This window comes from Temperatibacter marinus, assembly GCF_031598375.1.
GTDB lineage: Bacteria > Pseudomonadota > Alphaproteobacteria > Sphingomonadales > Kordiimonadaceae > Temperatibacter > Temperatibacter marinus.
The window spans coordinates 324,904-349,442 of record NZ_CP123872.1; the positions used below are offsets into that span (position 1 = coordinate 324,904).

Annotated in this window: 21 protein-coding genes, 1 tRNA gene and 1 pseudogene; 9 read left to right on the top strand and 14 right to left on the bottom strand. The window is 44.0% G+C overall.

The window, feature by feature from the left end; genetic code table 11:
• Positions 1 to 47: 47 nt before the first annotated feature.
• Positions 48 to 2,387, bottom strand: coding sequence for a TonB-dependent receptor (locus QGN29_RS01480; RefSeq protein ID WP_310798884.1), 2,340 nt, complete (start codon positions 2,385 to 2,387; stop codon positions 48 to 50).
• A 170-nt stretch (positions 2,388 to 2,557) separates the two neighbouring features.
• Positions 2,558 to 3,934 carry an alpha/beta hydrolase family protein gene (locus tag QGN29_RS01485; RefSeq protein ID WP_310798885.1) on the bottom strand — a complete coding sequence of 459 codons (1,377 nt, stop codon included), beginning with the start codon at positions 3,932 to 3,934 and terminating at the stop codon, positions 2,558 to 2,560.
• 135 nt (positions 3,935 to 4,069) lie between these two features.
• Here QGN29_RS01485 and QGN29_RS14515 point away from each other — a divergent pair.
• Positions 4,070 to 4,183 (top strand): annotated as a pseudogene (locus QGN29_RS14515) (IS6 family transposase); the annotation flags it as partial.
• Positions 4,184 to 4,384: 201 nt separating this feature from the next.
• Here QGN29_RS14515 and QGN29_RS01490 read toward each other — a convergent pair.
• The 7 genes from QGN29_RS01490 to QGN29_RS01520 all read right to left on the bottom strand — a co-directional run bounded on the left by QGN29_RS01490 (position 4,385) and on the right by QGN29_RS01520 (position 12,250).
• Positions 4,385 to 4,460 (bottom strand) — tRNA-Val (locus tag QGN29_RS01490).
• An 83-nt stretch (positions 4,461 to 4,543) separates the two neighbouring features.
• The gene (locus tag QGN29_RS01495; RefSeq protein WP_310798886.1) at positions 4,544 to 5,563 is read right to left on the bottom strand and encodes a glycosyltransferase; all 1,020 of its coding nucleotides are present in this window, start codon (positions 5,561 to 5,563) and stop codon (positions 4,544 to 4,546) included.
• Entirely contained in the window at positions 5,556 to 6,314 is a 759-nt protein-coding gene (locus QGN29_RS01500) for a hypothetical protein (protein WP_310798887.1), read from the bottom strand. Before QGN29_RS01500 ends, QGN29_RS01495 begins: the two co-directional genes overlap by 8 nt.
• A gap of 95 nt (positions 6,315 to 6,409) precedes the next feature.
• On the bottom strand, positions 6,410 to 7,429 hold the full coding sequence (locus QGN29_RS01505) for a polysaccharide deacetylase family protein (RefSeq protein WP_310798888.1): 1,020 nt from the start codon (positions 7,427 to 7,429) through the stop codon (positions 6,410 to 6,412).
• Positions 7,422 to 9,107: an arsenate reductase/protein-tyrosine-phosphatase family protein gene (locus tag QGN29_RS01510; protein WP_310798889.1), complete on the bottom strand. Its 1,686-nt coding sequence runs from the start codon at positions 9,105 to 9,107 to the stop codon at positions 7,422 to 7,424. The genes QGN29_RS01505 and QGN29_RS01510 overlap by 8 nt, the downstream gene beginning before the upstream one ends.
• 84 nt (positions 9,108 to 9,191) lie before the next feature.
• A complete protein-coding gene (locus QGN29_RS01515; protein WP_310798890.1) occupies positions 9,192 to 10,538 on the bottom strand; it encodes an HlyD family type I secretion periplasmic adaptor subunit in 1,347 nt (448 codons plus the stop codon).
• Entirely contained in the window at positions 10,535 to 12,250 is a 1,716-nt protein-coding gene (locus QGN29_RS01520) for a type I secretion system permease/ATPase (RefSeq protein WP_310798891.1), read from the bottom strand. The genes QGN29_RS01515 and QGN29_RS01520 overlap by 4 nt, the downstream gene beginning before the upstream one ends.
• 156 nt (positions 12,251 to 12,406) lie before the next feature.
• On the opposite strand from QGN29_RS01520, the gene QGN29_RS01525 reads away from it, so the two are divergent.
• The 3 genes from QGN29_RS01525 (at position 12,407) to QGN29_RS01535 (ending at position 14,908) form a co-directional block, all read left to right on the top strand.
• Positions 12,407 to 13,753 (top strand): TolC family protein, encoded by a 1,347-nt coding sequence (locus tag QGN29_RS01525; protein WP_310798892.1) that lies wholly within the window; start codon positions 12,407 to 12,409, stop codon positions 13,751 to 13,753.
• Between the two features lie 89 nt (positions 13,754 to 13,842).
• Positions 13,843 to 14,409 (top strand): bifunctional transcriptional activator/DNA repair enzyme AdaA, encoded by a 567-nt coding sequence (locus QGN29_RS01530; protein ID WP_310798893.1) that lies wholly within the window; start codon positions 13,843 to 13,845, stop codon positions 14,407 to 14,409.
• Positions 14,402 to 14,908, top strand: a complete 507-nt coding sequence (locus tag QGN29_RS01535; protein ID WP_310798894.1) for a methylated-DNA--[protein]-cysteine S-methyltransferase — start codon at positions 14,402 to 14,404, stop codon at positions 14,906 to 14,908. Before QGN29_RS01530 ends, QGN29_RS01535 begins: the two co-directional genes overlap by 8 nt.
• Here QGN29_RS01535 and QGN29_RS01540 read toward each other — a convergent pair.
• Genes QGN29_RS01540 through QGN29_RS01555 form a run of 4 tightly spaced genes read right to left on the bottom strand, consistent with a single transcriptional unit; the run spans position 14,905 to position 18,464 of the window.
• A complete protein-coding gene (locus QGN29_RS01540) occupies positions 14,905 to 15,531 on the bottom strand; it encodes a hypothetical protein (protein WP_310798895.1) in 627 nt (208 codons plus the stop codon). The two genes, QGN29_RS01535 and QGN29_RS01540, sit on opposite strands and share 4 nt — an antisense overlap.
• The gene (locus tag QGN29_RS01545; protein ID WP_310798896.1) at positions 15,528 to 16,493 is read right to left on the bottom strand and encodes an MlaD family protein; all 966 of its coding nucleotides are present in this window, start codon (positions 16,491 to 16,493) and stop codon (positions 15,528 to 15,530) included. Before QGN29_RS01545 ends, QGN29_RS01540 begins: the two co-directional genes overlap by 4 nt.
• Before the next feature lie 3 nt (positions 16,494 to 16,496).
• Positions 16,497 to 17,321 (bottom strand): ABC transporter ATP-binding protein, encoded by an 825-nt coding sequence (locus QGN29_RS01550; RefSeq protein WP_375164619.1) that lies wholly within the window; start codon positions 17,319 to 17,321, stop codon positions 16,497 to 16,499.
• A 6-nt stretch (positions 17,322 to 17,327) separates the two neighbouring features.
• The gene (locus QGN29_RS01555) at positions 17,328 to 18,464 is read right to left on the bottom strand and encodes an ABC transporter permease (protein WP_310798898.1); all 1,137 of its coding nucleotides are present in this window, start codon (positions 18,462 to 18,464) and stop codon (positions 17,328 to 17,330) included.
• 101 nt (positions 18,465 to 18,565) lie between these two features.
• Between QGN29_RS01555 and QGN29_RS01560 the strand changes: the two genes are divergently transcribed.
• On the top strand, positions 18,566 to 19,966 hold the full coding sequence (locus tag QGN29_RS01560; RefSeq protein ID WP_310798899.1) for an MmgE/PrpD family protein: 1,401 nt from the start codon (positions 18,566 to 18,568) through the stop codon (positions 19,964 to 19,966).
• Positions 19,967 to 20,042: 76 nt separating this feature from the next.
• A complete protein-coding gene (locus QGN29_RS01565; protein ID WP_310798900.1) occupies positions 20,043 to 20,906 on the top strand; it encodes a MipA/OmpV family protein in 864 nt (287 codons plus the stop codon).
• Here the strand turns inward: QGN29_RS01565 and QGN29_RS01570 are convergent.
• Entirely contained in the window at positions 20,903 to 21,583 is a 681-nt protein-coding gene (locus tag QGN29_RS01570; RefSeq protein WP_310798901.1) for a nitroreductase family protein, read from the bottom strand. The genes QGN29_RS01565 and QGN29_RS01570 overlap by 4 nt on opposite strands.
• Before the next feature lie 63 nt (positions 21,584 to 21,646).
• Between QGN29_RS01570 and QGN29_RS01575 the strand changes: the two genes are divergently transcribed.
• Genes QGN29_RS01575 through QGN29_RS01585 form a run of 3 tightly spaced genes read left to right on the top strand, consistent with a single transcriptional unit; the run spans position 21,647 to position 24,525 of the window.
• Complete coding sequence (locus QGN29_RS01575; RefSeq protein ID WP_310798902.1) at positions 21,647 to 23,431, top strand: serine hydrolase; 1,785 nt, start codon at positions 21,647 to 21,649, stop codon at positions 23,429 to 23,431.
• Positions 23,428 to 24,057: a DNA-3-methyladenine glycosylase family protein gene (locus QGN29_RS01580; protein ID WP_310798903.1), complete on the top strand. Its 630-nt coding sequence runs from the start codon at positions 23,428 to 23,430 to the stop codon at positions 24,055 to 24,057. Before QGN29_RS01575 ends, QGN29_RS01580 begins: the two co-directional genes overlap by 4 nt.
• 33 nt (positions 24,058 to 24,090) lie before the next feature.
• Complete coding sequence (locus tag QGN29_RS01585; RefSeq protein WP_310798904.1) at positions 24,091 to 24,525, top strand: protein tyrosine phosphatase family protein; 435 nt, start codon at positions 24,091 to 24,093, stop codon at positions 24,523 to 24,525.
• Positions 24,526 to 24,539 lie beyond the last annotated feature (14 nt).

The following is a 24,539-nucleotide window of genomic DNA, read 5'->3' on the forward strand; positions in this document are numbered from 1 at the left end:
CCCGCATCTCAGACACGGGCTTTTCTCTTACATTATTTCACTTCTGTTTAGAAGTTGTAGCCAAAACGAATTCCAAATGTACGCGGATCAGAATAATCAGCCATCACCCGAGCGCGTGAGAATGTACTGATTGAATTCACATTGATCACGTCCGTAACATTCTTAATAAAGGCTTTAACATTGAACTGCTCATCCGCAGATATCCATGTCATAGATAAATCAATCTTTGTATAGCCATCTTGGCGAGAGAAGAAATACCCAACTGGATGAGCCTTATAACTTGTGGATGTATACGATTGGAAACGCGGGATTAACATACCCGAATCGCCGAGATCAAGCTCATAAGTCATCGCTAAACCTAAGGTAAACTTAGGCGTGAACGGAAGATCTTTTCCGTCAAGAACAAAGAGCTCTGGACCAACGTCATAGTTATTCGGCGCCCCAAACTCATCAAAGTTAGAGAAATCGATAGAAGTATTCGCTTCAATATGGAAATTCTCCATTGGGCTGAATTTCAATTCAGCTTCAATACCTTTAGATTTGATCGAGCCACCAATGATAGACCGTGCAATGGCAATATCATTTGGTCCTGTATCGTAAACAGTTGTCAGAAGGTTATCATAGCTCACCATAAAAGCCGATGCGTTGATTTGCATGCGACCGTCAAGCCATGTTGACTTAAAGCCAGCTTCATAAGAAGCCGCTGTTTGGTTTGGTAGAAGTTGGCTATCAGACCCGCCAGATAGACCACCCAAAATATAGCCTGAAGCCGTATTTGCATAAACCATCATGTCATCATTCACATGATAAACAAGACCGATTTTATAATCAACATTATCGCCAGACTCAGTGGTATAGCTTGTCGCAGGGTCATACTCAGGGACGGTATTGCCGCCTGTATTATGTGTCCCGTAAATGGTACTTTGATTACCATTTGTCCGTTCATCATCTGTATACCGTAGACCAACCTCAGCAATTAATTTTTCTGAAAGGTTATAAGTCGCATTACCATAGAGCGCTAATGATTTGGCACCGAAATCAGATCGACCACCAACCCAGCTCCACGGAGACCAATATACTTCGTCTCTCGCAAGGCCTGTCCACTCACCGTTATACCCAAACAACCAAGCATAGCCTGTACCTGGGTCAACTGAATCGTAATAGTAACCACCAACGGTATATTGGAGGTCACCATCATGTGTTGAGTTAATATAAGCGTCAATCTGTGTTGAAGTAACACCGTTATCCTGACCTTCTACCCAATTTCTTTTCGGTGAAAAATCAGCATCTGAAATACGCACTTCCGTAAATTCAGTACGCTCAGCATTGATTTTCAACTCATGCCCTTCGAAAGCCCAATCTAGTGCAACAAAGATTGTATCTTCGTCGATATCTCTATACGGGGTAAAATCAAAAGAAACTTGCATAGGATCAGGAAGCACAAGACCTTCGCCGTTCTCATAAAGACCCGCATTATCGCGGCCCCCATTAAAGCCTACACGTGTACTATAGCGCTGATCGAGATACCCATTCTTACCGTCAGTCATGTAATTACCGTTCGCATCAACACGATCTAGATTAATGGGAACCCCAATTGGCTTCGCGCCATAAGACCCATTGCCGTTCGCATTATCACGCCAATATGTATATCCAGCGCGCAGTGCAAGATCTTCAGTGACATCATACTGAACTTGAAGACGGGCATAAGTATTGTCTTCATCTTTAAAGCCTGTTCCTGGATTATAAACATTCTCTTGATATGGATCTCGCTTAGCGTCGCGCGCAGTTAAGCGAAATGCTAGCTTTTCTCCCAGCGGAACGTTTACAAAGCCTTCAAACTTCGCGGCTCCGTAATTCCCGAATGTCATGGCGCCGCCGTAATCAATACCCTCAGTGCTTGGCTTCTTTGTAACAATATGAATTAATCCACCCATCGAGTTACGACCAAAAAGGGTTCCCTGAGGGCCGCGCAGTGTTTCTACACGCTCAACATCAAGGAAGCCTGCCAGAGCCATAATGGTATTCGACTTATATGCACCGTCAATATAGACTGGAACAGCCACGTCGCTTGTTCCAGCGACACCAGCACCACGAATAATTGGCGTCACATTGTTACCGTTCATACGGAAGGATAGACCCGCAACATTCTTATCCAAATCACGAATTTCAGTTGTCAATGAATCTTTGAGACTATCGCCTGAAAGAGCAGTGATCGCCATAGGCACATCCTGAATACTTGCAGACCTCTTTGTCGCGGTCACAACAATCTCTTCTAACATGTGCTCGTCGTCATCTTGTGCAGATCCTGCAGCACTCATACCAAAAGAAAGGGCAGCAACAGATGCTGTCCCCATTAAAAACTTTGAAATTTTAGCGTTACTATTCACGATGAACTCCCTATGTCCCACATACTTCAACTTATCATTAATTTACTATCTCAAAACTAATATACTTCGAATGCAAAATTTAGGCAATCTTTTTTTGCATTCGAATTCATTTTACAATCTAATTTGTAGTATTTTTACCACAAATACTCAACATCCGCAGAAAACCCAGTTTAATTTGACTTGAATTTTTCAATATCACGCGCAATCATTATATCAAACCCTTCCCTGGACCCCTCTGGAGAGAACCATTTATGCTTGCTCAACTTCATAGAATGGGTATTACCGCCATATTGATATCCAACACACTGTCCGCCGCCTTTATTAATCCGCTTACACAAACTTTCATTCCATTTGGGTATTGAATAGAAATCACGGTCTGGATAATGAAGAAACAAGGGAACGTTAATTAAGTCATGTCTATGAAAGGCACCAATATTATCCATAGCGTCAGCAATTTGAGAGTCATGTGCATAGATCGTTTTTCCGTCAGTATTTTTTTCAATTGAAAAATCTGCACTTTTGATTGTATCAACGCCTGCATTTAAAGCAGCATACATTTCTTCGTATTTCTCTCGTACACTTTCAGCAACTGTTAATCGATCATAAGTATCCCTTTGCCAAGTCCAGTCTTTATAAATAAGCGTTCCGATCCACTCTGAAGGATAAGCAAAGATAAAATCCTGATTAATGGACCCATTCACACCCACTGCGGAACCAGTCCATGAACCATCCCCAGACAGGAAAGCTTGAGGGCTATTTTGCATCGGCGCATAGGTCTCTGCTTGCGTAAAGCGACTGGGGAATGTGCCAGACCAAATTGAGGCCTTTCTAAAGTTATTTCCCATAGACGAGCCATCCGCTTGAATTGCAAGTGCGACTAAAGCTGCATCTCCCCCTTGAGAATGGGCCGTGAGATTAATGTTCTTAAGGTCAATGTCCAAGTCTTGATACTCTGAGAATGCAGCCTTCATCGTATGCACACCGCCTAATAAATTCAGAACATCCTTTGCGTAAAATATTGGACTAAGATAACTACCGTTATCCCAATCTCTCATAAATTCAATACCACCTGCTGGTTTGCCTTTTACTGTACCATGCCCTCTATATCCAGGCGTTAGAACGACAAAGCCTGCGTCTACAAATCTATCAATATAAGCGCCGTAATAGCTTTTAGGCTCATAGCCGAATTTATAAAGGGGCGCGGCTTCAATTCCTACATAGCCATGAGCAAAAATTACAACGGGATACCCACCCTCTGGCATCGGGGTCACTGGTATATCTATGCGCGTGTAGAGAGTCAGCTCATCAGATTTGTATGACCCCATATAGGTTTTATAAGCTTTTGATCCATCTTTAGAATGAAACTCTTGATAGCCTTCAGACGTGATTTCTTCAATAACTTGAAGCCGCGAGGTGTAATCTTCTTTTCGAAGGGCATCGACTGTCATACTCTCTAGTGACAGGATTGACGTGTCTACTTTAGTCTCCGAACATGCAGAAAGCTGGATACAGAAAAACAAAAAAGGTAACCAGCTATACTTTAACATTTACACTCCTATTCATAGATACGTCTTATAGAGTTACACAATAAAGACTTCGAATGCAAATTGAAAATTATGGGCACAAATGGCATTGGCAAAGTAACTTGTTGTGCAGATTTATGCGAGTGATAATCTGATCCCATGAACATATCCTTCAAATACTTTAAACACAATCCAGCCGTCATCCAACTGGCTGCACTTCTTTATATCCGATTTCAACTTTCACTTCGCCAGGTTGAAGAACTGTTGTTTGAGATGCCCCTATTAAAAAAACATACCTTCGAAGAATTTAAGAAAACTATTTTTTTGTGAATACAACAAAACAAATTAACAACATGATTAAAGAGAGAATTCAAAGTGAACTCACGAGAGAACTAATATAGTCACCGATTGGTCACCTAGCTGACATCTGAAATCCTAGATCTTGATAAGCTATTGAAATATAATGAGAAAATATGGTGGTCGGTACTGGGTTCGAACCAGCGACCTCTTCGATGTCAACGAAACGCTCTACCAGCTGAGCTAACCGACCTAACCACGTAAGAGACTGAACTGTCTTGGAGGACTGTTTAGGGGCTTTTCTTATGGAGTTCAAGCAAGAAATGTGTCTCATCGTTATTTATTTGATGCAAAGAGACCCACTCCTGTCATATAAACCGTATAAATCATCCACTTTAGTGAAAAGCGAACCATCAAGGCAATCCTGGCATAATGGGCTGCCACTTTCATCTTCCCCTGCTCTTTCAAAAACAGACTAAGGTGACGGGCCACATCCCCTTGCCCAATACGCGCCAACTCGCGGATCAAAGGCGTACGAGCATTCATATGTAAATTTGTATAAAGGCGGAATTGATACTGCAATTTTATCAACTTTGATTGCTGTGTTGTGACTGTCTCTGCTTTGCCAGGGTCAGGAATATAATGTTTCGAAACAATTCGATCATTAATCAGCACGCGCGCCCCTTGGTCGATGGCTCGCAAATATATCTCTCGGTCCCCTTCATAGCGAAGATCTTCATCAAAAGCCCCGATGTCCAGAATAAACTGGCGGCGCAAAATGAGCGTATTTGCATGGCAAAAAATACCTTTATCGACACATTCTTCCGGACGGCCATAGTAAAATCCTGAATGTTGGGCAGGATTTTTAATAAAGCGATCGCGATTTAATCCATGCCATAATAACTCAGCAGTCTCTTCTCCTTGATGATCCACAGCCACTTGTAATGCACAGAGCATATCTGGCTGTTGCTGCGTCTGTTTGACCTCTTCTGTTAGTGCCGCTAATGAAGTGGAAAGATAGTCGGGATCCGTCCAATGGTCATCATCATCTAAAAAAGCGAGATACTCAGCTTGCGCAGCAAGAATGCCTTGATTTAAAGCATGATAGGCGCCGTGTCCCTGCAGGGAATGATCGAGTGTTATAAAAGAAACCGACGTTGGGGCTTCCTCTATAATGGCTTTATATGCTGCCCTATGCTCTTCGAGGGATCCATCATTGATGACAACAACTTGAAAGGTTACATTTTTTTGGTCTAAAACAGATGCTAAAGCCCGCTTGAAAAGAGCTGGTCTATTACGCGTGGTTATTACAACCGAAAAGTCGTAATCAACTGCTATCTCTTGATCTTCAACCATTTTGATTAACCCAAGCGGGCTCAATCACCATCTCCGCTTCCTTATATCCGCAAAAGGACAGAATCTCTTTGATACCCTCTTCCTTATTCATCATCTCCAAGGGGTAAACTTTGACATTTTCTGGATAGTCTAGGGCAAACATGTGTGCCTGTTTGTAATAATAATCATAATAGTGACCGATTGCTTCTTCCTTTGAGGCCGCTTCAAACGTTGGAAAACATTTGTCCCACAGTCGGTCTATGGCCCACTGTCTTCCATCATGCTCCATGAAATGATTACTTGATGAAATATAGGGCTTCCTCTTAATTAGGGCTGCACACCGATAAAGCAGCTTTTCGATGAAGCCATAGTTCAAAGTGGTTTTTTTCATAAAACTTTGTATGGTGGCAGTCCGATCTCGTTGCAGACAGACGAATTTCACGGCTGAATTCTCTGCCAGCATATCGGGCACATATTGCAGATAGTAGAGCCCCGCATCTGAAAGTACGTCAACCTTGTTTGCTACTTTTACTTTAGAAAAATCAGCGACACTAGGTTTACGGGAAAGGTCAACAGTTAGATATGAAGGATCTCCCCCTTCAATAATGGCTTTAAATTCTCGCAGTGTGTTCACCACCGGTGCCACTGTGCCCTTATACGCCATCACCGAGGGATTCATTTCGTGAAAAGAATAGGAATTCTGCTGCTTAGCTATCATCGCAGCAAATGAATTTGTTCCACTTCGTCCTGAGCCTAACCCAATAATGATCACGTTCTTCTATCCCTCATTCTCTTCACGCCAGTACACTATCATGCCCGTTATCCCCGCTGCAACTGAAAAGCCTTTAGGATCAAGGGTTAATCGGCCTACTCTTCTGGTAATTCTTTAGCGGCAAATACTGCAAAGTCCGTGACAGAGATGAACTCTCCCCCAAGATCTTCCTTAAAATAAGTCGCGACACTGCTTAAGCAATCACAAAGGTGGTCAATATTTTCTTCACTGGCAGCATAGGGAGACCCACCCTTCATCAAGGAGGAAGAGTGATAAGCCATTGAAAAGAAGCGATCCCCTTTCGCCACTCGCTCTGCTAACAAAGAGTATAACGCTGAAGTCGGCATGCCTTCTGGTGACAAAACCACCCGGGAAATGCCGAGCCGGGAAAGCAAGCCGATTAGCTTAAGCTTTTTTGCAAGCGGATAATCAAATAGGCCGCCAAGAGCAGGCCCTATCAGGGAGAGCCACCCTGTAAAATGGCGTGTCAGGGGCTGAAAGGCCATCTGCTGTAGTTCAAAGGGTTGGTGAGGTGCACGCAAATAATTAGTGCCACCATCTTGATATTGGTAAGTGCCGTTTGGAACTACGCTCAAATCTATTTCATAACCTGCACGGTGTAGCAGTGCGATACTATTTGGGCCAAGGCCGTATCGTCCTGCCTTAAAAATCTTTGGGGAAAAGCCTATTCGCCTCTCAAAAAGGGCTGTGATGGTCTCGATTTTTTTAAATTCCAGATCCTCAGACAGGTTCCCTTGATAGCTATTGTAGGCAGAAACTTCTTCCTCATAAGGGGGCGTCAGCCAAGGGTGAAGGTGAACACCTAAATCTATTTCACCGAGGCCGTGTAACGTCTTGAAGTACTCAACTGACCAATCATCTTCCAGCACTGCCTGATCAAGTACGTAACAAGGCTTAATGTCAAAGGTTTTAAAAACCGCCTGATGCATACGATGTTGATGTTTGATATTTTCTACAGACCGTGCTGACCTAGAAAAAGGCGCAGACCAGTCAAATTCTTCTTCTGTATCAATAACCACGGTCATCAAGGGATGAGTGAGGTCTTGGACAGCATTCTTCATAACAAGGCTATCTCGCTTTACAACTTCATCCATTATGAGACCTCTCAATATACTCAATAATTTTAGCGCCTGCTGCCTCAATCTGAGCATAACAGGCATCAAAAGCGTCTCGCCCCTTTCCATAGGGGTCAACAATATCCTGTGGTTGATTTAAGAAATCCCCCACATTCAACGATTTAGAGAAGGATTCCGGATAAAATGCTTGTATGTCATCTTCGTTTTTATGATCAAAATAAAGAATGAGATCTGCCTTCTCCATAAGAGACGGCGATGCATAACGCGACCGGTGTGCTCCCAAACTCTGCCCTAATTTTTCCGAGGCCGCTTTCGCATCAGGCGGAGACATACGCGCTTCAGGCATATGAAATCCTGCACTTATCACTGAGATCTGATTGTCATCAAAGTGATTCTGAAGATACTGCCCGAGGAAGGGGCTTCGACAAATATTGCCGTAACAAAGAACCAGTATGTTTTTGAGAGGCTTAGAGGACAGCGAACATTTCTGGTGATGCGCTGTTTTTCGATCTATTGCTGTGCGCCCCAAAAGTTTACGTATTTTGTTGTTGATCATCTTCTTCAAGCTCGCCCATTCCTGTTCAAATGGTGCTGGATCATCCTTACTCTGGGTATCAATCGTCGCTTTATTGATCAAATGATGAAAGGCTGCCTTTAGTCCATGAAAGACCAGAGACACCGCTTTACTGAAACTATTTTTCTGCTCTAAAGATCTATTCAAGTCATAAATTGACGCTGTTAATGCTCGAGAGATTTTTCCCGCAGTATAAGAGAAATTTTTCGCACATGCCTTTTTCCTCTGCAAGCTTTCTATGTAGAGCGATGGGAAATCTACCCCTGCAAATAGAGCTAAAGGTAAGGACCCCCAAAAGCGGGCGTTCACCTCTAATAAACAATGGGCTTTAGTAGAGGGGTTGTAGCGAAACTCAAACATAGCAACGCCGTTCAACTGTGTAGCCTCCGCCAGTTTCTTCACATCCTTCAGCATGACTTTAGAGAGGGGAACAGATTTCCTGATACTACTGCCACCTGCAATCCCTTCGCTTACTCTTTCATGTTGAAACGCATGGCTTACCTCTCCTGCCCAAGCAAGGACAGAAACGCCGACACCGATGCCTTCAAATGACGATTCCAGGAAATACTCTTCGTGATGATCAAGAGAAGAAAGGTTGGCCTCTAATTCTTGCATAGAGCCTATCTTCACTACCATTTGTTTCCCAGACAATTTATCCAGCGTTATGCTTGATTTAGGCTTTAAGAAAAGGGGGTAATGATGTGTATCATGTGGCGTATCAATCATAGAGACTTCGGGCCTTGCAATACCCAATTTGACTGCCAATTCATGTGTTTCCCATTTATCTATAAAAGTCGAAAAGGCTCTGTCCCCTGGGGTTGCAATCTTATCGCTATTGATACCATGCTCTTTAAGCATCAACGGCACCATAGCTTGATCTGTGCAAGGAATGATATAATCAAAAGCCTCATTTTGATCAAGCTGAGTAAGAAGCATCAACCACCTATCGAGGTCACTATAGGCGGGGGCAATTTTATGAATTTTTTTAATGAACGAGGAGGAAAGAGATATAGAATTTAATCGTTCAGGCAAAACATGGACTTCATGCCCTGCCCGTCCCAATGAGCGCACGACCGCAAGAAAACTTCTTAAATCATCACCAATGACTAGTATTTTCGCCATAACCCCTCATAATTCCTTAAGAATTAGATTTACAAAAAAGCCCGCAAATTGCAACCCATACAAAGACACCTTCATATAGGGCCCTTAATCTTCTCTCATAGAGCGTCTGACTAAGTCGGTAATTGGATCTAGAAAATATTCCATGGCAGTACGTTTACCAGCTTCAATAAGAATTTCCACAGGCATTCCAGGTAAAAGTGTTTCATTTTTCACTCTAGAAAATTCTTCAGGGCTAATAAAAATCCGCACCTCAAAAAACTGTTCTCCTGTGATATCATCTTTCTTAGCATCCCCTGATACATCCATCACCGTCCCCTTTAATTCAGGTGTCGTTCTTTGCTTTAATCCTGATAGTCTTATTCTTACAGGCATGGTGGCGATCACATTATCTGCATCCGTTGGCTTAATCCTTCCCCTTACAAAAAGGCCATCCATAGGAACAATATCTAGAATTGGCTGCCCCGGAGGAATAACACCACCAACAGTAAAGACAGAAAGCCCAATTACTTTTCCAGCTTGAGGTGCAATAATTTCTGATCGGATATAAATATCTCTAGCAGCAATAAATTCCTCTTGAAGTTCAAAAAGTTGCTCTGTCACTGACATCGTTTTTTCTTCAACATCCTGCCGTCGGTCATGTGTAAGCTGGAGTATTTGCATGCGGGTTTCACTGATGCCGATGGCAGCGGCACTAACATCTGTATTCAAGCGTGCAATCATGCCTTCAGCCTGTGTTTTTTCTTTTCTTTGCGCAAGGACACGAGGCAAGTCAACTGTGCCCCTTTTGGCCAGCTTTTCAAGCCGGTTGAGTTCATCCTGAATATACGTAAGCTCTTCTTTCTTGGCATTGAGTTGGGCTGCAAAACCTTTTTTCTGCCCCTCTAGCTGCTTCACCTTTTCCTGTAAAATGCCAATTTCACCATTCAATTGATCTCGCCGCGCATTGAATAAATTCTCTTGGGCGATACGGATGCCTTGTTTATTTCTTTCATTTCGGATAGGAACCGCAGGCGCTGTCCATGTAATCTTTTTGAGGTCACTGCGCTCTGCAGTTAATCGGTCTAGGATGGCTTGGGTCATCAAAAAGCGTGTTTCTAACAAATTCAACCTTACTTCAGCACGCGTCTGATCCAAGCTGATTAGTCGTTGACCTTGGCTCACTTGTTCACCCTCTTTGATGTGAACCTTTGCAACAATTCCGCCCTCTAAATGTTGAATTGTTTTTCTATTGCCATCAGCAACGAGCGACCCTTGAGAGACGACGCCCTCAGAAAGCGGTACAAACAGTGCCCATAAGAGAAAGAATCCAAATCCCAGCCCTGCGATCCAAAGTCCGTAAACAGAAACGCGCAGACTATCTGGCTTTTCGAGGCCATCTTCAGGTCCAAAGTCTTGCCAAATTTTCTCAATCCATTGAGTAAGCTTACTCATTCTACTTCTCCTTTAAGAGGAGTATCTTTTATCTCAGGCGCCACTTTGGAAAATTGCTTAATGACAGCTTCCGTCGTATCAAACTGCCTCACTTGCCCTTCATGTAAAACAAGCATATGGGTTGTCATCTGCATCAATCTCACATTATGAGAAATTAAGACGGTGCAGATATCCTCATGCCGAAGCAGCTGGATAACTTTCACAAGCTCCTGCTCACCGACTGTATCTAAATTGCTGTCCGGCTCGTCAAGTACGACCAAAAGCGGATCCCCAAAAAGAGCTCTTGCTAAGGCTATGCGCTGTGCTTGTCCTCCTGATACGACGAGACCACCTGGGCCAATTTTAGTCTGATAACCTTCGGGAAAGGCAAGGATAAGATCATGACATTGGGCGCGCTCTGCAGCACGAATGATATGAGCATCCTCAACCTCAGAAAAGCGGGCGATATTTTGGGCGACAGTACCGGGAAAGAGTTCGACGGACTGCGGTAAATATCCAATCAACTCTCCCTTTTGCTGATTATTAAACTGAGTGACCTCAACCCCGCCAAGCCGAACAGCGCCCCGCGTAGGTTTCACTGTTCCAATAAGATAGTTGCTCAGATAGGTTTTCCCTGCACCGCTTGGCCCAATAATACCTAGGGTCGACCGAGTGGGGATGTCAAATGTAATGCCTTTTAAAATCGCATCATGGCCACTTTTTCCTGCCACTAAGGATTTCACAGACAACCGACTATCTGGCCTCGGCAAATCTAAATGTTCTTCTAAGTCTGCCAATTCATCTAGGCGGGCCCGCATTCTTCTATAAGCTGCATTGGCTTTCACAATCTGACGCCAGACGCCAATGGCTTGCTCAACAGGCGCAAAAGCACGGCCCGCAAGAATTGAGCCTGCAACAATGGCTCCTGCGGTGATTTGCTGTTGAATAGCAAGATAGCCACCAAGACCAAGCATGCCGATTTGAAGCCCCAGCCTCAGAGCTTTGGTAATCCCAAGCAGTAAGCCAACTCTCCCGTTTGCCGCGCCTTGAAGCATAACACTAGGGTCTCTATCATGAGTCCAATTTGATTTAATACCATCTGCCAAATTCATCGATTGCAGTACAGCGGCATTTCGTAGGCTTGTATCAAAAAAATTATTGGCTAATGCCCCATGCTTCGCTGCCTCTTCCATTAAGGGCTTTGAAAGACGATCCGTCGCAATCGCAAGCAATAATATAAGCAGAGCCCCCACTAAAGCAAAAAGGCCGAGAAGGGGGTGAATAAGAGCAATAACTAGAATAAAAAGGGGCGCCCAAGGCGCGTCGAAGAAAATCAACGGAGCATTGCTGCCAATGAATTGTCTCACAGTATCCAGGTCCCGAACTATTTGCCCAGCTTGACTACCGCGAGCTGCATCTCCTACAGCAATTTTAAAGGTATCTTCTCGTGTAATGGCGTCTAGCTCAACGCCGAAATGCACTAGCATTCTATTCCTTATGGAATCGAGTGCCCCAAAGATGATCAATAGCAGCAAGGCAATACCCGTTAAGGCGATCAATGTTTCGACACTACCATTAGACATAACACGATCATATAATTGCAACATATAGATTGGTGAGACCAGAAAAAGTAGATTCACAATGGCGGAAAATAAAATCACTCGCACAACGATTTTTCTCGCCCGCGTGACGAGTCTTTCAGATTCTTTTGACCAACTTTTAAAAAGCGACACTCTTTTACCCCTGTAATCCTCGACCTTTACAACACTGTATGCCATATCTTGCTCTTAATGAAAAAGCTATATATCACTATGATTGATCGTTATGAAACTATAAAGAAAAAAGCAAAAATTTCGGATATATTGTAACGATACCTTGAGGAGACTTCCATGCGCCGCTTAATAATCGCTCCCCTTGCGACTGTCCTAATGATAACCCCTGCATCAGCCGCTCAATGTTTAACAAGCCCTGCTGCAGAAAAAAGCATCACCACCTCAGTTCTTTCCTTGAAAAGGGTTTTAGAACTGACCCTAGAAAATGATCAACGCATTGAAGCCGCAAGATTTGGTATTGATATGGCGCGCCATGACCTATCTGATGCCAAGTCTTTCTATCGACCAAAGATCTCCGGCATTGGTCGTCTGTCTGTGAATGACCGGCCAACCCTTGTCCAACAATCCATCACAGGGGCTGAGCAACGATTAGATCAGGATGGCACAAGCTATTACGGAGGCCTTGAGGTTTCACAAAATATATACGGATTTGGTCGCTACGCGGCCTTAATCGGAAAGAACAAAGCCGCTATTGAACAAAACCGATATCATTTAAAAATGACCGAGCAAGAAGCGCTTCTTGAAGCCATCTTTGCTTATCTTGACTATGGCAGCGCCTTAGCCCGCCACAAAGCCTTTGAAGCCTATTCAGCAGATATGCGTGACTTAGTAAAAAGAACCAAAGATAAGTTCGACAATCAGCTTATAGGACGGGGTGAGTTCATGCTTGTTCGCTCAAGACTACAGCAAGCGAAAGCCTCTCTCAATACAAACAAAATCTCTACAACACGCGCTTTCCAGCGCTTGGCAAAGTTAATTAACAAGCAAGATTTTGATATAAACGTACAACAATTTCCCACCTATGAGCGCTTCCTTCCCAAAACTCTCAACGAAGCAATTGATCGCTCTCAAGAGTATGACCCTCGAGTAAAAGCGGCTCAGGAATTAGTAAAAATAAAACAATTAGAAGCCAAATATTCTAAAGCCCAAAGCCATCCGCAAATCAGCCTTTCTGCCAGTGTTGTCAGAGGTCAAGGGCAATTGGAAGAAAGAAGCACTCAGGAAGCAGTCGTAGGTCTAAATCTCTCTATGCCCCTCTATGACGGTGGTAGCACACGGTCAAAAACACGCCGTGCAAAATCTGCAACAAATCAAGCCAATGCCCTGCTTGTCGACGAAGTTGCCAGTGCTGAAGAAAGAGTGACTGCGGCTTGGAAAATTTATGAAAGTTTACAGGTGAGTGAATTAACTTGGGCAAAGGCTTATGATGCTGAAATGAAAGCAGTAGAAGAAATCAAACAAGAAGTTGATAATCAACTGAGCTCTCTTATTGTGCTCCTGGAAGCGAGAGAACAACTGGTCCAGACTGAAGTAAACAAAATCTCCTCAGTCTATGAAAAACTAAAATCAGGGTATGAGCTTCTTACATATTCTGGGAAACTAACTGACCTACTGAAACCCTAGAGGGCTGTCATTCTTTGAGGAATTCTGAGCTCTGAGATCCATGTCCGAAAACGGCGAGAAATATTAAAGCACTATGGTACCCTTCGCCCATGACAAAAGATGAAAACATTTTATACCAAGCGCTCGTGGCTCGGGATGCCAACTTTGACGGCCATTTCTATTTTGGGGTAACCTCTACAGGAATATATTGCAGGCCTATATGCCCCGCGATTAAACCCAAACCACAAAATGTCCTTTTCTTCACATCCTATTCTGATGCCGAGGATGCAGGCTTTAGAGCCTGCAAAAGATGTCGCCCGGAGAGCCGCCCTGGCAGCCCAGCATGGCACGGAACAGAAACCACTGTAAAAAAAGCACTCCGCTACATAGCTCAAGGGTTTTTAGAGCAAAATTCCCTCAATGACTTAGCCGATAAATGTGGTATTTCCTCTCGCCATTTACGCCGGCTATTTCAGCAACATCTTGGAAGATCGCCCCATCAAATTTCTAGTCAGAGACGGATAGAAATTGCCGTTAAACTTTTGGAAACGACCGATCACTCAATTGCAACGATTGCTTTTGCCAGTGGCTTTAAAAGCCTGCGTCGCTTTAATGATCACTTTAAGGAAATATATCGGACGTCACCTTCCCTTTATAGAAGGAAAACTAATGGCTGATTTAAGAAAATCACAGTTTCAAACGCCCATAGGCTGCCTCACACTCTTACACTCCAAAGAAGGCCTTTGTCTGGCAGAATTTACAGATCGAGTTGAGAGAATTTCACGATTTATTGGAACTCAGTCCGTGAAAGACGATCACCCCCCTCAAGAAGTGAAACATGCCCTAACCGACTATTTTAATGGTAGATTATCCGCGCTTGAGGCAATAGAAATTTTTCCAATTGGCACAGACTATCAAAGAAAAGTATGGACTTATCTCCAGACGATCCCTTTAGGGACAACACAATCATACGGGGAAATGGCAACGGCAATTAATAGCAGTGCGCGTGCTGTGGGCACGGCAAATGGAAGAAATAATTTAGCCCTTTTCATCCCCTGTCACCGTGTCATAGGAAAAGATGGTCGCTTAACTGGGTATGCTGGTGGATTGGACCGCAAACATTGGCTATTGCGGCATGAAGAAGCTCTTGAGGGCACTCATGAATTTCCTTTCTAAAGGCTACACTGCTGAGACACGGACTTTAATTTTATCGCCGCACGATGGGAAACAGTATATGTGGCATTCATGAAGGACTGGATAATCGAATCACTCCCTACCTCATTCACATCGACATTTTCGCTCACAGTAAATTCAGAAATAATCATCCCTGTCTTCAGCTGTATCAGAACCATTTCCATTTTAATCTGAACTTGGCCAAAATCTGTTTCTGTCTGAACATCTGGACTTCTAAGCTGATAATCCACCAACCGTACGCCCAGCCGACACCCCACCTGGATATCCAGAGACCCTTCGCCGTATGCTCTCATGTTACCACGGGCTCGTACTGCAGAAACCATATAATCTCTTATCATATCAGCAGGATGGCCGGCCCAAGCAACACCCGACATTTCCAACTGCTCCCCAGAAGGCATCCGAACAACGATGGATTCACCATCCAAACCTGCGCTGAAGGTAAATTCATCCACAAAAACAGTGGAGGTTTCTGAAGGTAATTCAGAAATTTCATCCGGATATTGTACAGAATAAATACGATCAGAACTCTTATTTCCAAGATCAATAATCGGACCACATCCTGCCATCGCAAGCGCTAGAAGAAATAGTGCTAAATATCGGATCATTTTTCTTTCTCCACTTTCCCTGTATTGGGATTGTATTTTTGTGGCTCCGGTGGAAATACCACGCGTGCAGGATTTGCTTCAATCTTTCGAGTCAATCTAGAGAGCGCACGCGCCGTAGAGCGCAGGTCCATAATCATTCGACTAATTTCCGGCAATGTCCCGCTAACAAATGTTGTCACGGTTCCTTCATTTGCAGCTACCAATTGATCCATTCTCTTTGCCATGGAATTGATATTCACCAGCGCTTCTGTAGCCTGATTAATCAGACGTTTAGCATCCTGAGCAAGCAATTCATTTCCAGAATCAGCAAGAGCATTAACCTTTGATAGAGTGACCGTCACATTTTGCATTAAGCTCTTTGCTTCTGCGACCATCAAATCCAAGTCCTCTGTACCCTGGGCTAAATTCCCTGTTAATCGATTTGTATTTTTTAAAATGCCTGAAACTTCTGAGCGATTTTCTTCATTCAGAAGTAATTGCAAAGCGCCAACAGCTTTGATCGCCTCATCTACGAGGTTTGGTGCTTTATCAAAAATAGCTTGGAAGTTAGACGATTCAGCCTGAATGACGGGAAAGTCTTGCCCTTCTTGAATAAGGAGAGGGGGGGCCGATGCGTCCCCGCCCATAATTTCAATATAGGCAACGCCAGTGAGACCTTGGAATTCTAGCCGGGCTCGAGATTGGCTGTTCACTTGCACTTCTTTTCGAATCCTCACATGAACTCTTACTTCTTGAGGATTTGGAGCTAAGGTAATTCGACGAACATCTCCAACTGGAATTCCGAGATAATAGACAGTACCTCTATTAACCAAACCAGAGACTGAACCTGTAAAATATATGTCATAATCACTATATTCTGCATCAGGATCTACTTTCGCCATCCAGATGGCAAAGGCGACCAAGCCTGCTAAAAAGACGAGAACAAATGACCCGACAAGTAAATGTGATGCACGCGTTTCCATACTTTATCCTTCCCCTGCTGTCATTTGGGGGGTTAACTCTTTTTGACTGCGCTCTTTCATAGAAATGCCTGCCGCTCTTGCCCTTGGCCCTTTAAAATATTCTCGTATCCAAGGATGGTCATAGTTGATCACCTCGTCAAGGGGCGCATTAATTAAAATCCGCTTTTCACCAAGCACTGCGATCCGATCACATACTCTGTAGAGTGTGTCTAGATCGTGCGTTATGAGGAAAACCGTTAAGCCAAGTGTTTCCGTTAATTCCCGAATTAAATCATCAAAGGCAGCTGCGCCAATGGGATCCAATCCGGCAGTCGGTTCGTCGAGAAACAGTACATCAGGGTCTAAGGCCAAAGCGCGTGCCAAAGCTGCTCTTTTCCTCATACCTCCCGACAACTCAGAGGGTAGTTTCATAGCTGCATCTAACGGCAAGCCTGCCAGCCTAATCTTTACAGTTGTGATATCATCCAATAACCCTTGCCGCATGGAAAAATGCTCTCGAAGAGGTACTTGAACATTTTGCCCGACAGTTAAAGAGGAAAATAAGGCCCCATCTTGAAAAAGCACACCCCAGTCTCTGCGTGACTTAAACGATTGTGCCGAGGTTAACTGAGACTGCACATCCCCATTAATTCTGATACTTCCCTCTTGGGGTGTAAGCAAACCAATGATATTTTTCATGAGAACTGATTTACCAGTACCAGAGCCCCCAACAACACCCACAATCTCACCGCGGCGCACGTCCATATCCAAATTATCATGAATAATTGTTGAGCCAAAGGCAGTCTTGAGCCCCCGGATTTCAATAATATTATCTGTCTCTGTCATCATCTACCCCTACATATTCAAAGCTGTGAAGAAGATGGCAAAAAGAGCATCAAGAATGATGACTAAGAAAATGGATTGAACCACCGATTTTGTTGTGTGGTAGCCAAGGCTATCCGCATTATTTTTGACGCTTAAACCTTCGTAACAACCACTGACTGCAATGACTGCCGCAAAGGCCGGGGCTTTCAAAATACCTACCCAGTAATGAGTGAGAGGGACTTCCTCTTGCAAGTAAACAAGAAAGCTAGCGAATGAAATATCCAGTTGAACTGCAGCCATCGTAGCACCGCCGAGAATACCGAGCACGTCCGCATAAACGGTCAATAAAGGCATTGCGATAACGAGGGCAATGAACCGGGGTATGACAAGGACTTCCATAGGACTCAGTCCTAAGGTCTTCATCGCGTCAATCTCTTCATTGATTTTCATAGACCCAATTTGGGCCGTAAACGCACTGCCTGACCTTCCGGCAACAATGATCGCAGTTAATAGAACCCCTAATTCCCTTAAATGAGTAATACCCAGCATATCAATCACCAGAATATCGGCTCCGAATTTAGCCAATTGGATTGACCCTTGATTTACCATCACGGCTCCGATGAGAAATGAAATCAACCCAACAATTCCCAGCGCCCGAAGGCCGACAGCTTCTAATTGAATAATCATGGCTTTATATCGAAAGCGCCAGGGCATAAAAATGACCCGCGCTAGAGTTGCCAAAATAAACCCAATGAAACTTAACAACTGTCCGAGGTTCAGCGCTGCAGATTCGATCGATTTTCCTATATCGCTGACAAGTTCCGTAAACCAATTTGGCTCTGGCGGCATACAATCTGCCCGTTCGAAACTATTCTCTACCATCTCCAGTAGGTGATCATATTTTGGTGACAAATTTGAACGAGAAACAGGACCCGCAGGGGCAAGATGAGCTGTTAATTTCCTGATTAAAATCGCTCCTGCCGTATCAAGACGGTTTACGCGAGAACAATCTATCTCAACAGGATGTCGTCCTGTGATAGCGATATTTCTAATTTCTTCATCAAGCGAGCCTGCATGATCGACAACCCACTCTCCTATAAGAGAGGCCCTAAAAGCCCCTTCTTTCATCTCTGTTAGGAGAGCAGTTTTTGTATCACGATCTTGCATAGATAAATCTTTGACCTCAAAGTATTTTTTCGTTAAAGCTATCATACTTTATACGTGTGCCTTATGCTAAACAGATTCAAGGCAAAAAAGAAGGTAAAATTTTGTCCACTACTGAGCAAAACCCACTTTTTATCCTCGCTGACTGGATCTCGGCCATTCAGTCAAACTGGAGTGATCAATCTCTCCTAACTGCTCAAAACTGTTTTGTTGATACTGTAGGCTGCATGGTCCCTGGGTCTAGAGAAGAGGTGACAGAACGCATCTTGCCTGTTGCGTCCCGTTGGGGTATTGGGAAATGCTCCCTTGTCGGATCCCCCCAAGGCCTATCAGCACCTATGGCAGCGCTTGTAAACGGCACAGCTGCTCATGCTCTTGATTTTGATGACGATTTCGACCCTGGCAAATGCCACCCTTCTGCTGCGATCATTCCTGCTCTTCTCGCAAAAGCTGAAGAAATGGATAAAACCGGTTTAGATCTTCTTGACGCTTACATCGTTGCCCTTGAGGTCACAGGGCGTGTGGGCCAAGCACTGAATCCCTTCCATAGAAGGCGCGGATGGCATGCGACAGCGACTATAGGCACTATTGGCGCCACCGCCGGTCTGTGCCGCTTAATGGAACTCAATAGTGAAGCAACGCGACATGCACTTTCAGCATGTACAAGCATGGCCGCTGGCTTTATGAGCCAATTTGGATCCATGATCAAACCGATGCATGCAGGATTAGCTGCGATGCGGGCAGTCATGGCTGCTGAACTAGCAGAAGCTGGTATTACAGCAGGAGCTCATAGCTTTGATGGCCCTTATAGCCTGAGAACTCTGATGGTAGGTCTAGATGTTGACGAGTTAGCAGAAGAGATGAAGTCGAAGGACGAATACGGACAAAAGAGCATGTTCCTCCTAGACGACCTTGGCGCTCCGCTTATCATTGATGAGTTCGGCGTAAAGGTGAAAAGATTTCCAAATTGTGGCAGTGTGCACCGTGCTTTAGATAACCTCCTAGATCTTATGAAGGCCCATAATTTCTCTGCTCAATCGGTAGAAAACATTCATGTTAGAGCCCCTGTCGCCCATCTAAAAAACATCCCTTACGACACTCCCAAAACACCATTAGAGGCGAAATTTAGCCTTCCTTACGGACTGGCTGTCGGGTTAAATTCGGGTCACATTGGACTTGATGACTTTAAGGAAACTGCCCTTAACAGGCCCGAAATTTTGAAGCTATATTCTCTAATATCCTATGAAGGAGTGAATGAGCTTGAAAGTGATTTCCCGACAGAAACATCTGTTAAGCTTAAAGATGGTCGCGAACTGGTAAAGAGTCGCTATCATGCGGTTGGTAGCAAGGCTTATCCTTTGAAGACTGAGGAAATCTGGAAGAAATTTTATAGTAATACTAATTCATTTCGGATTCATAATGATATAACAACTTTCTTAAGCAAGATGACAACCGGACCTTCTTGCCGCCGTTTCATGCATGCATTAAAAAATATTTCTTCCTAATTCTTTCTTATTTCCATCAAAGTTTTGACTCTATTGCTGAATAGCTTTTAAGCTAAGGGTAGGAGAATCGAAAACCATGAAAAATCACTTTTGTATTTTTGTCTTTTTACTATCTGGGATGGCTTTCCCTCTAAAAGCTCAGGACTTTGATATTGTTGAACAGTTCAATAATACAATTGCCATTGTTCAAGGCGGTATTGACGACCTCATGGATACAAAGCTGATGAAGGGGACGCGCATGAAAGTCGGGTTTGCGATCGGCACAACCCCTGATTATCAAGGATCAAACAATTACAGCTTTCGCTTCCTCCCAATGATCAACATTCAATATAAAGATAAATGGGCCATGGAAAATGGCCATTTCCATTATAATTTATGGCGACAAGGTCATTGGACTGCTGGTCCCCTTGCTTCTCTCAACTTTGGGAGAGAGGAAAGGCAAAATAAAGTTCTAGCTGGAATCGGCAATGTGGGTGACACCCTCGACTTAGGACTTTTTCTAAAATATAGCCGCCGAGAGACTGGCTCTGTCGCAGAAGTAAAAGTTAGGCACGGTCTCTCTAATGGGCAAGGGATGCGGGCTGAACTCACCGTTGGTCAAGCCTTTTATAAAAAAGGCAATTTACTTCTCATCGGCGGCCTTCGTGCCAAATATATGGCCAAGAAAACCATGCAAACTAATTTTGGCATTTCCCCAGAGCAAGCCAGCACCTCTATCTACGGCCTAGAGGCCTTTGAAGCTAAAGGGGGGCTAAGTCAAATTATGTCTGCGATTATAGCCGTGAGAGAATTTCCAAAAAAGAGATTTCGTATTATGGGCGTTCTCAGTTACGGCCATATGTTAAGCAGCGCAGCGAATAGCCCCCTCGTCTCTGGAGGTAAATCAGTAGGTGACAGCAGTCAGTTTGTTTTTGGAACAGCTATCACCTATAATTTCTAGCTAATGAAGGTCGAGATTTGATCTAACGGCTTCTTGTTAATGACCGGCACCTCTGCGTCCTTAGTTGGATGTCCTGCAACCACAAGCATAATCGGCTTTTCATGTTTAGGCCGCCCACAAATCATATTCAAAAAGCCCATTGGCGAAGGTGTGTGAGTCAGAGTAGCAAGCCCTGAGTTATGTAGGGATGTTATGAGCATGCCCGCAGCTAACCCTACACTTTCATGCACATAATAATGTGTTTCTTTCTCACCTGTGTCTTCATCAAGACCATAGGACTGGCGGAAAACCGCAATCAACCACGGAGCTGTCTCAAGGAAAGGTTTATGCTCGTCAGTGCCAAAAGGCACCAAATCATCCAACCACTCTTCACTGGCACGACCACCATAAAATTCACGTTCTTCTTCTTCGGCCGCTTCGCGCAGTTTTGCCTTAATATCCGCTTTAGAGATTGCAACAAAATGCCAAGGCTGCTTGTTGGCCCCACTCGGTGCTCGTCCTGCAGCCAATATTGCATTTTCGATGATCTCTTTCGGCACTGGCTGGTCCGTAAAGTCCCTGACTGTCCGGCGTGAGGCCATCAACTGAAAAAACTCTTTTGAGCGTTCAATCCTTTCTTCATCTGTATAAGATGGCAGAGGAGATAAGGGGGCAAATGGTGCATCTTTTCTTTGCATATTTTTGATCCGATTTACAAAAGTTACAGACTATGATTAAACTGGACCATAACGGGAGGTCCTATGATAAGTCTAGTCCGAAATCTAATCATTATTATCAGTGTCTTAATGATCATTGGCGCGCCTGCCTATTCACAGGTTATCTCTCTTAGTCAGGACCGCATGACACAGCTCATAGAAACCGCTCATAAAAATGGCCTTAGCCTCACGTTTAGTAATGGATTTTTTGTAACAGACAAAACTGGCCGCCATCCTATCAAAGACGCCAGCACTTGGGTTCAAAGTCGTGAGATCACTCATTATGTCTACGGCCTCCTAGCTTTCAGACTGGCTGATAAAGGAAAAGTCAGCCTTGACGCTCCTCTTTATGAAGTTTTCCCTGATTATGATCTTGGAGAGTTTTTTTCAGTGCCAGTTACCATCCGTCACTTAATGGCTCAAACAGCTGGATTTTCAACGCCGCCTTTTTATGCTTACCCTTCAGGTCAACAGCCTATGAGTCTCGACTTGGGATCATATATTAAATCCATCCGTCCCGCAGGGCAAAAAACCCATGATGACATCGTTTCTACCCTCCTTCTGATCAAAGCACTTGAGACGATAACCGGCGAAGAACTGAGCTTACTTATCGAACAAGAACTATTGAAGCCCCATGGCCTGTCCAGTATAGATATGAGGCAATCCACAGATCAAAACCGTCTCTATCCTGAGATTTTCGCCCCTGCTTTTGAATTATCACTTACGAAAAGAGCTTTGTTCTCTCTATCCCCCTACCTCAATCGAAATCGAGGCATGGATCCAGCATTTTTAAGTGAGAGCAGCTTCAGAGATATAACCACTATCGTGACCTATGCTCACCATCCCCTTGATCACACGAGAACAACCTTGCAAAGTCAATTTGCAGTCGGCAAACATATGATGCGGACTACAGCCCTTTACTGCCATCCTTCAATTCGAGATCAAGCGTCAGTTTTTGTCCTGAACGATAGTCGCCTGTCAGTTCTATTAGAAAGAAAGAGCAATGGGGCATGCCTTTTCTCTTCCGCACGAAATATTGCAGCAGACATTATCGAAAAGGATGTTCCGAGCAATCTCATCTATAGTGAAATCAGACAACGTCGTGACATCTTTGAGAAAATGGGAGACCCGGATGACCCCATCCAAGGATTGTTCATGGAAGACAATACGCCGTCTCACTGGCTCACTGATCGCCTTAACCGAATTATGCATAGAACCTTACAAATTGATCCTGTCGCTGGCACAAAAAACCTCTTACTAAAGCGAGAAAAGGACCCTCAATCAATGGAGTTTATCTATGAGGGCCCCTATCTCTATAAAAGCCGTGATGGACGGCAGCTCTCCTTTTCTCAGCGAATGAGGGGTGGATATGCGAATTTAGACGGCGAGACCTATAGATTTACGGGCCCTATTGGTAGTAAAGGGCTGCTAATCGATCCATATTATCTGATAATCCTTCTGAATCTGACAGTCTTAATTTATCTCAAGAAAGCTCCCTCTCCGGCTTGGCGAACCATGGCAAAGGTTGTTGGGATCTCTACACTCATCTTTGCTATAAGCATAGAGCTCGAAAAACATTACGGCGTTTACTTCACCCATTATAAAGGATTGGCCTACCTTGTGATTTTGTGGCGTATCTTTTTGAACATAGCCATGATGGGCTTATTCACCATGCCATTCTTTGCAATGACCTTTTCAAAACAGCATATGATCCCTAAAGGTGTGCCTATGATTTTGACCAGTGTGCACCTTACAGTTTTAACTGCATCATCCTTAGCAATATTTTTGTGGGCAATGACTGTAAACATTTCAGGAAACTTCATCCCATGACATCGTCTTATGCTCTAACGACTGAAGCTGTAAAATCCATGCTGGATCACTTGGCAACAACATGTCCACATATTAAATCTGCCCTTGAATTAGTGGATTACCCGAAAGAACGACGTGCGGATGTGGGTTACCCCTATTTAATGAGAATAATTTCAGGGCAGCAGCTTTCTGTGAAGGCTGCTGCCAGCATCTGGCAGAGGGTAGAGCTTCTCCTAGACGGTGATGTGACGCCAGAAAATTATCTAAGCAAGAGTGATGAAAGTCTGAGAGCAGCTGGGTTTTCTTTTCAAAAAATAAAATATGGTCGCTCCCTTTCAGAAGCTGTCAGAAGAGGTGACCTGGACCCCCATGGCATGGATAGTATGAGAGACGATGAAATATTAAAATCTATCACTGCGGTAAAAGGCTTTGGCCGATGGTCTGCCGAAATGTATATGATGTTTTCGCTTGGCAGAGAAAATGTATGGCCCGTGGGCGATCTTGCCGTACGGAAAGGGGTGGGACGTATTTTAGGCATTGATGAACCAACTGAAAAAGAAATGGATAAATTAGGAGAGCGATGGCAGCCCTATAGAAGCGCAGTAGCCTTGCTCTGTTGGCACTATTACTCAAATGCCCCTTTTTAAGAGTTTTACGATAATCAATACGGAGTATACCAGATGAGCTTTAACAAAATAGAAGAAACGACCTTTGCTAGCCCGCAGATCACGACTGCGGATATTGATAGGGCGATTGCTCAAGGGGTCAAAGTTATTATTAACAATCGGCCTGATTATGAAGAAGGCGGCCAACCCTTGAATGCTGATTTACAGTCTTATGCAGAAGAAAAAGGACTAACTTGGCATCATATTCCTCTAGTGGGAGGTAATTTAAGTGAAGAACATATCACACTGTCTGTTGCCGCTTTTAAAGAAAGCGCGCCCACGCTAGCTTTCTGCCGGTCAGGAACACGGTCCACAATGCTTTGGGGCCTAGCGATGGCAGCCACTCATGCGCTATCCACAGATGAAATCTTAGAAAAAGCTTCGGGAGCTGGCTATGACTTTGCCATGCAACGGGGCCTATTTGAACAAGTCAGAAATTTGCACCCTTAATACTCAAAGGGGTT

Bases quoted from the DNA above. Each gene is read 5' to 3' on its own strand.
- QGN29_RS01485 (WP_310798885.1), bottom strand. From the start codon at position 3,934: ATGTTAAAGTATAGCTGGTTACCTTTTTTGTTTTTCTGTATCCAGCTT.
- QGN29_RS01495 (WP_310798886.1), bottom strand. From the start codon at position 5,563: ATGGTTGAAGATCAAGAGATAGCAGTTGATTACGACTTTTCGGTTGTA.
- QGN29_RS01505 (WP_310798888.1), bottom strand. From the start codon at position 7,429: ATGGATGAAGTTGTAAAGCGAGATAGCCTTGTTATGAAGAATGCTGTC.
- QGN29_RS01510 (WP_310798889.1), bottom strand. From the start codon at position 9,107: ATGGCGAAAATACTAGTCATTGGTGATGATTTAAGAAGTTTTCTTGCG.
- QGN29_RS01515 (WP_310798890.1), bottom strand. From the start codon at position 10,538: ATGAGTAAGCTTACTCAATGGATTGAGAAAATTTGGCAAGACTTTGGA.
- QGN29_RS01525 (WP_310798892.1), top strand. From the start codon at position 12,407: ATGCGCCGCTTAATAATCGCTCCCCTTGCGACTGTCCTAATGATAACC.
- QGN29_RS01530 (WP_310798893.1), top strand. From the start codon at position 13,843: ATGACAAAAGATGAAAACATTTTATACCAAGCGCTCGTGGCTCGGGAT.
- QGN29_RS01535 (WP_310798894.1), top strand. From the start codon at position 14,402: ATGGCTGATTTAAGAAAATCACAGTTTCAAACGCCCATAGGCTGCCTC.
- QGN29_RS01540 (WP_310798895.1), bottom strand. From the start codon at position 15,531: ATGATCCGATATTTAGCACTATTTCTTCTAGCGCTTGCGATGGCAGGA.
- QGN29_RS01545 (WP_310798896.1), bottom strand. From the start codon at position 16,493: ATGGAAACGCGTGCATCACATTTACTTGTCGGGTCATTTGTTCTCGTC.
- QGN29_RS01550 (WP_375164619.1), bottom strand. From the start codon at position 17,321: ATGATGACAGAGACAGATAATATTATTGAAATCCGGGGGCTCAAGACT.
- QGN29_RS01555 (WP_310798898.1), bottom strand. From the start codon at position 18,464: ATGCAAGATCGTGATACAAAAACTGCTCTCCTAACAGAGATGAAAGAA.
- QGN29_RS01565 (WP_310798900.1), top strand. From the start codon at position 20,043: ATGAAAAATCACTTTTGTATTTTTGTCTTTTTACTATCTGGGATGGCT.
- QGN29_RS01570 (WP_310798901.1), bottom strand. From the start codon at position 21,583: ATGCAAAGAAAAGATGCACCATTTGCCCCCTTATCTCCTCTGCCATCT.
- QGN29_RS01575 (WP_310798902.1), top strand. From the start codon at position 21,647: ATGATAAGTCTAGTCCGAAATCTAATCATTATTATCAGTGTCTTAATG.
- QGN29_RS01580 (WP_310798903.1), top strand. From the start codon at position 23,428: ATGACATCGTCTTATGCTCTAACGACTGAAGCTGTAAAATCCATGCTG.
- QGN29_RS01585 (WP_310798904.1), top strand. From the start codon at position 24,091: ATGAGCTTTAACAAAATAGAAGAAACGACCTTTGCTAGCCCGCAGATC.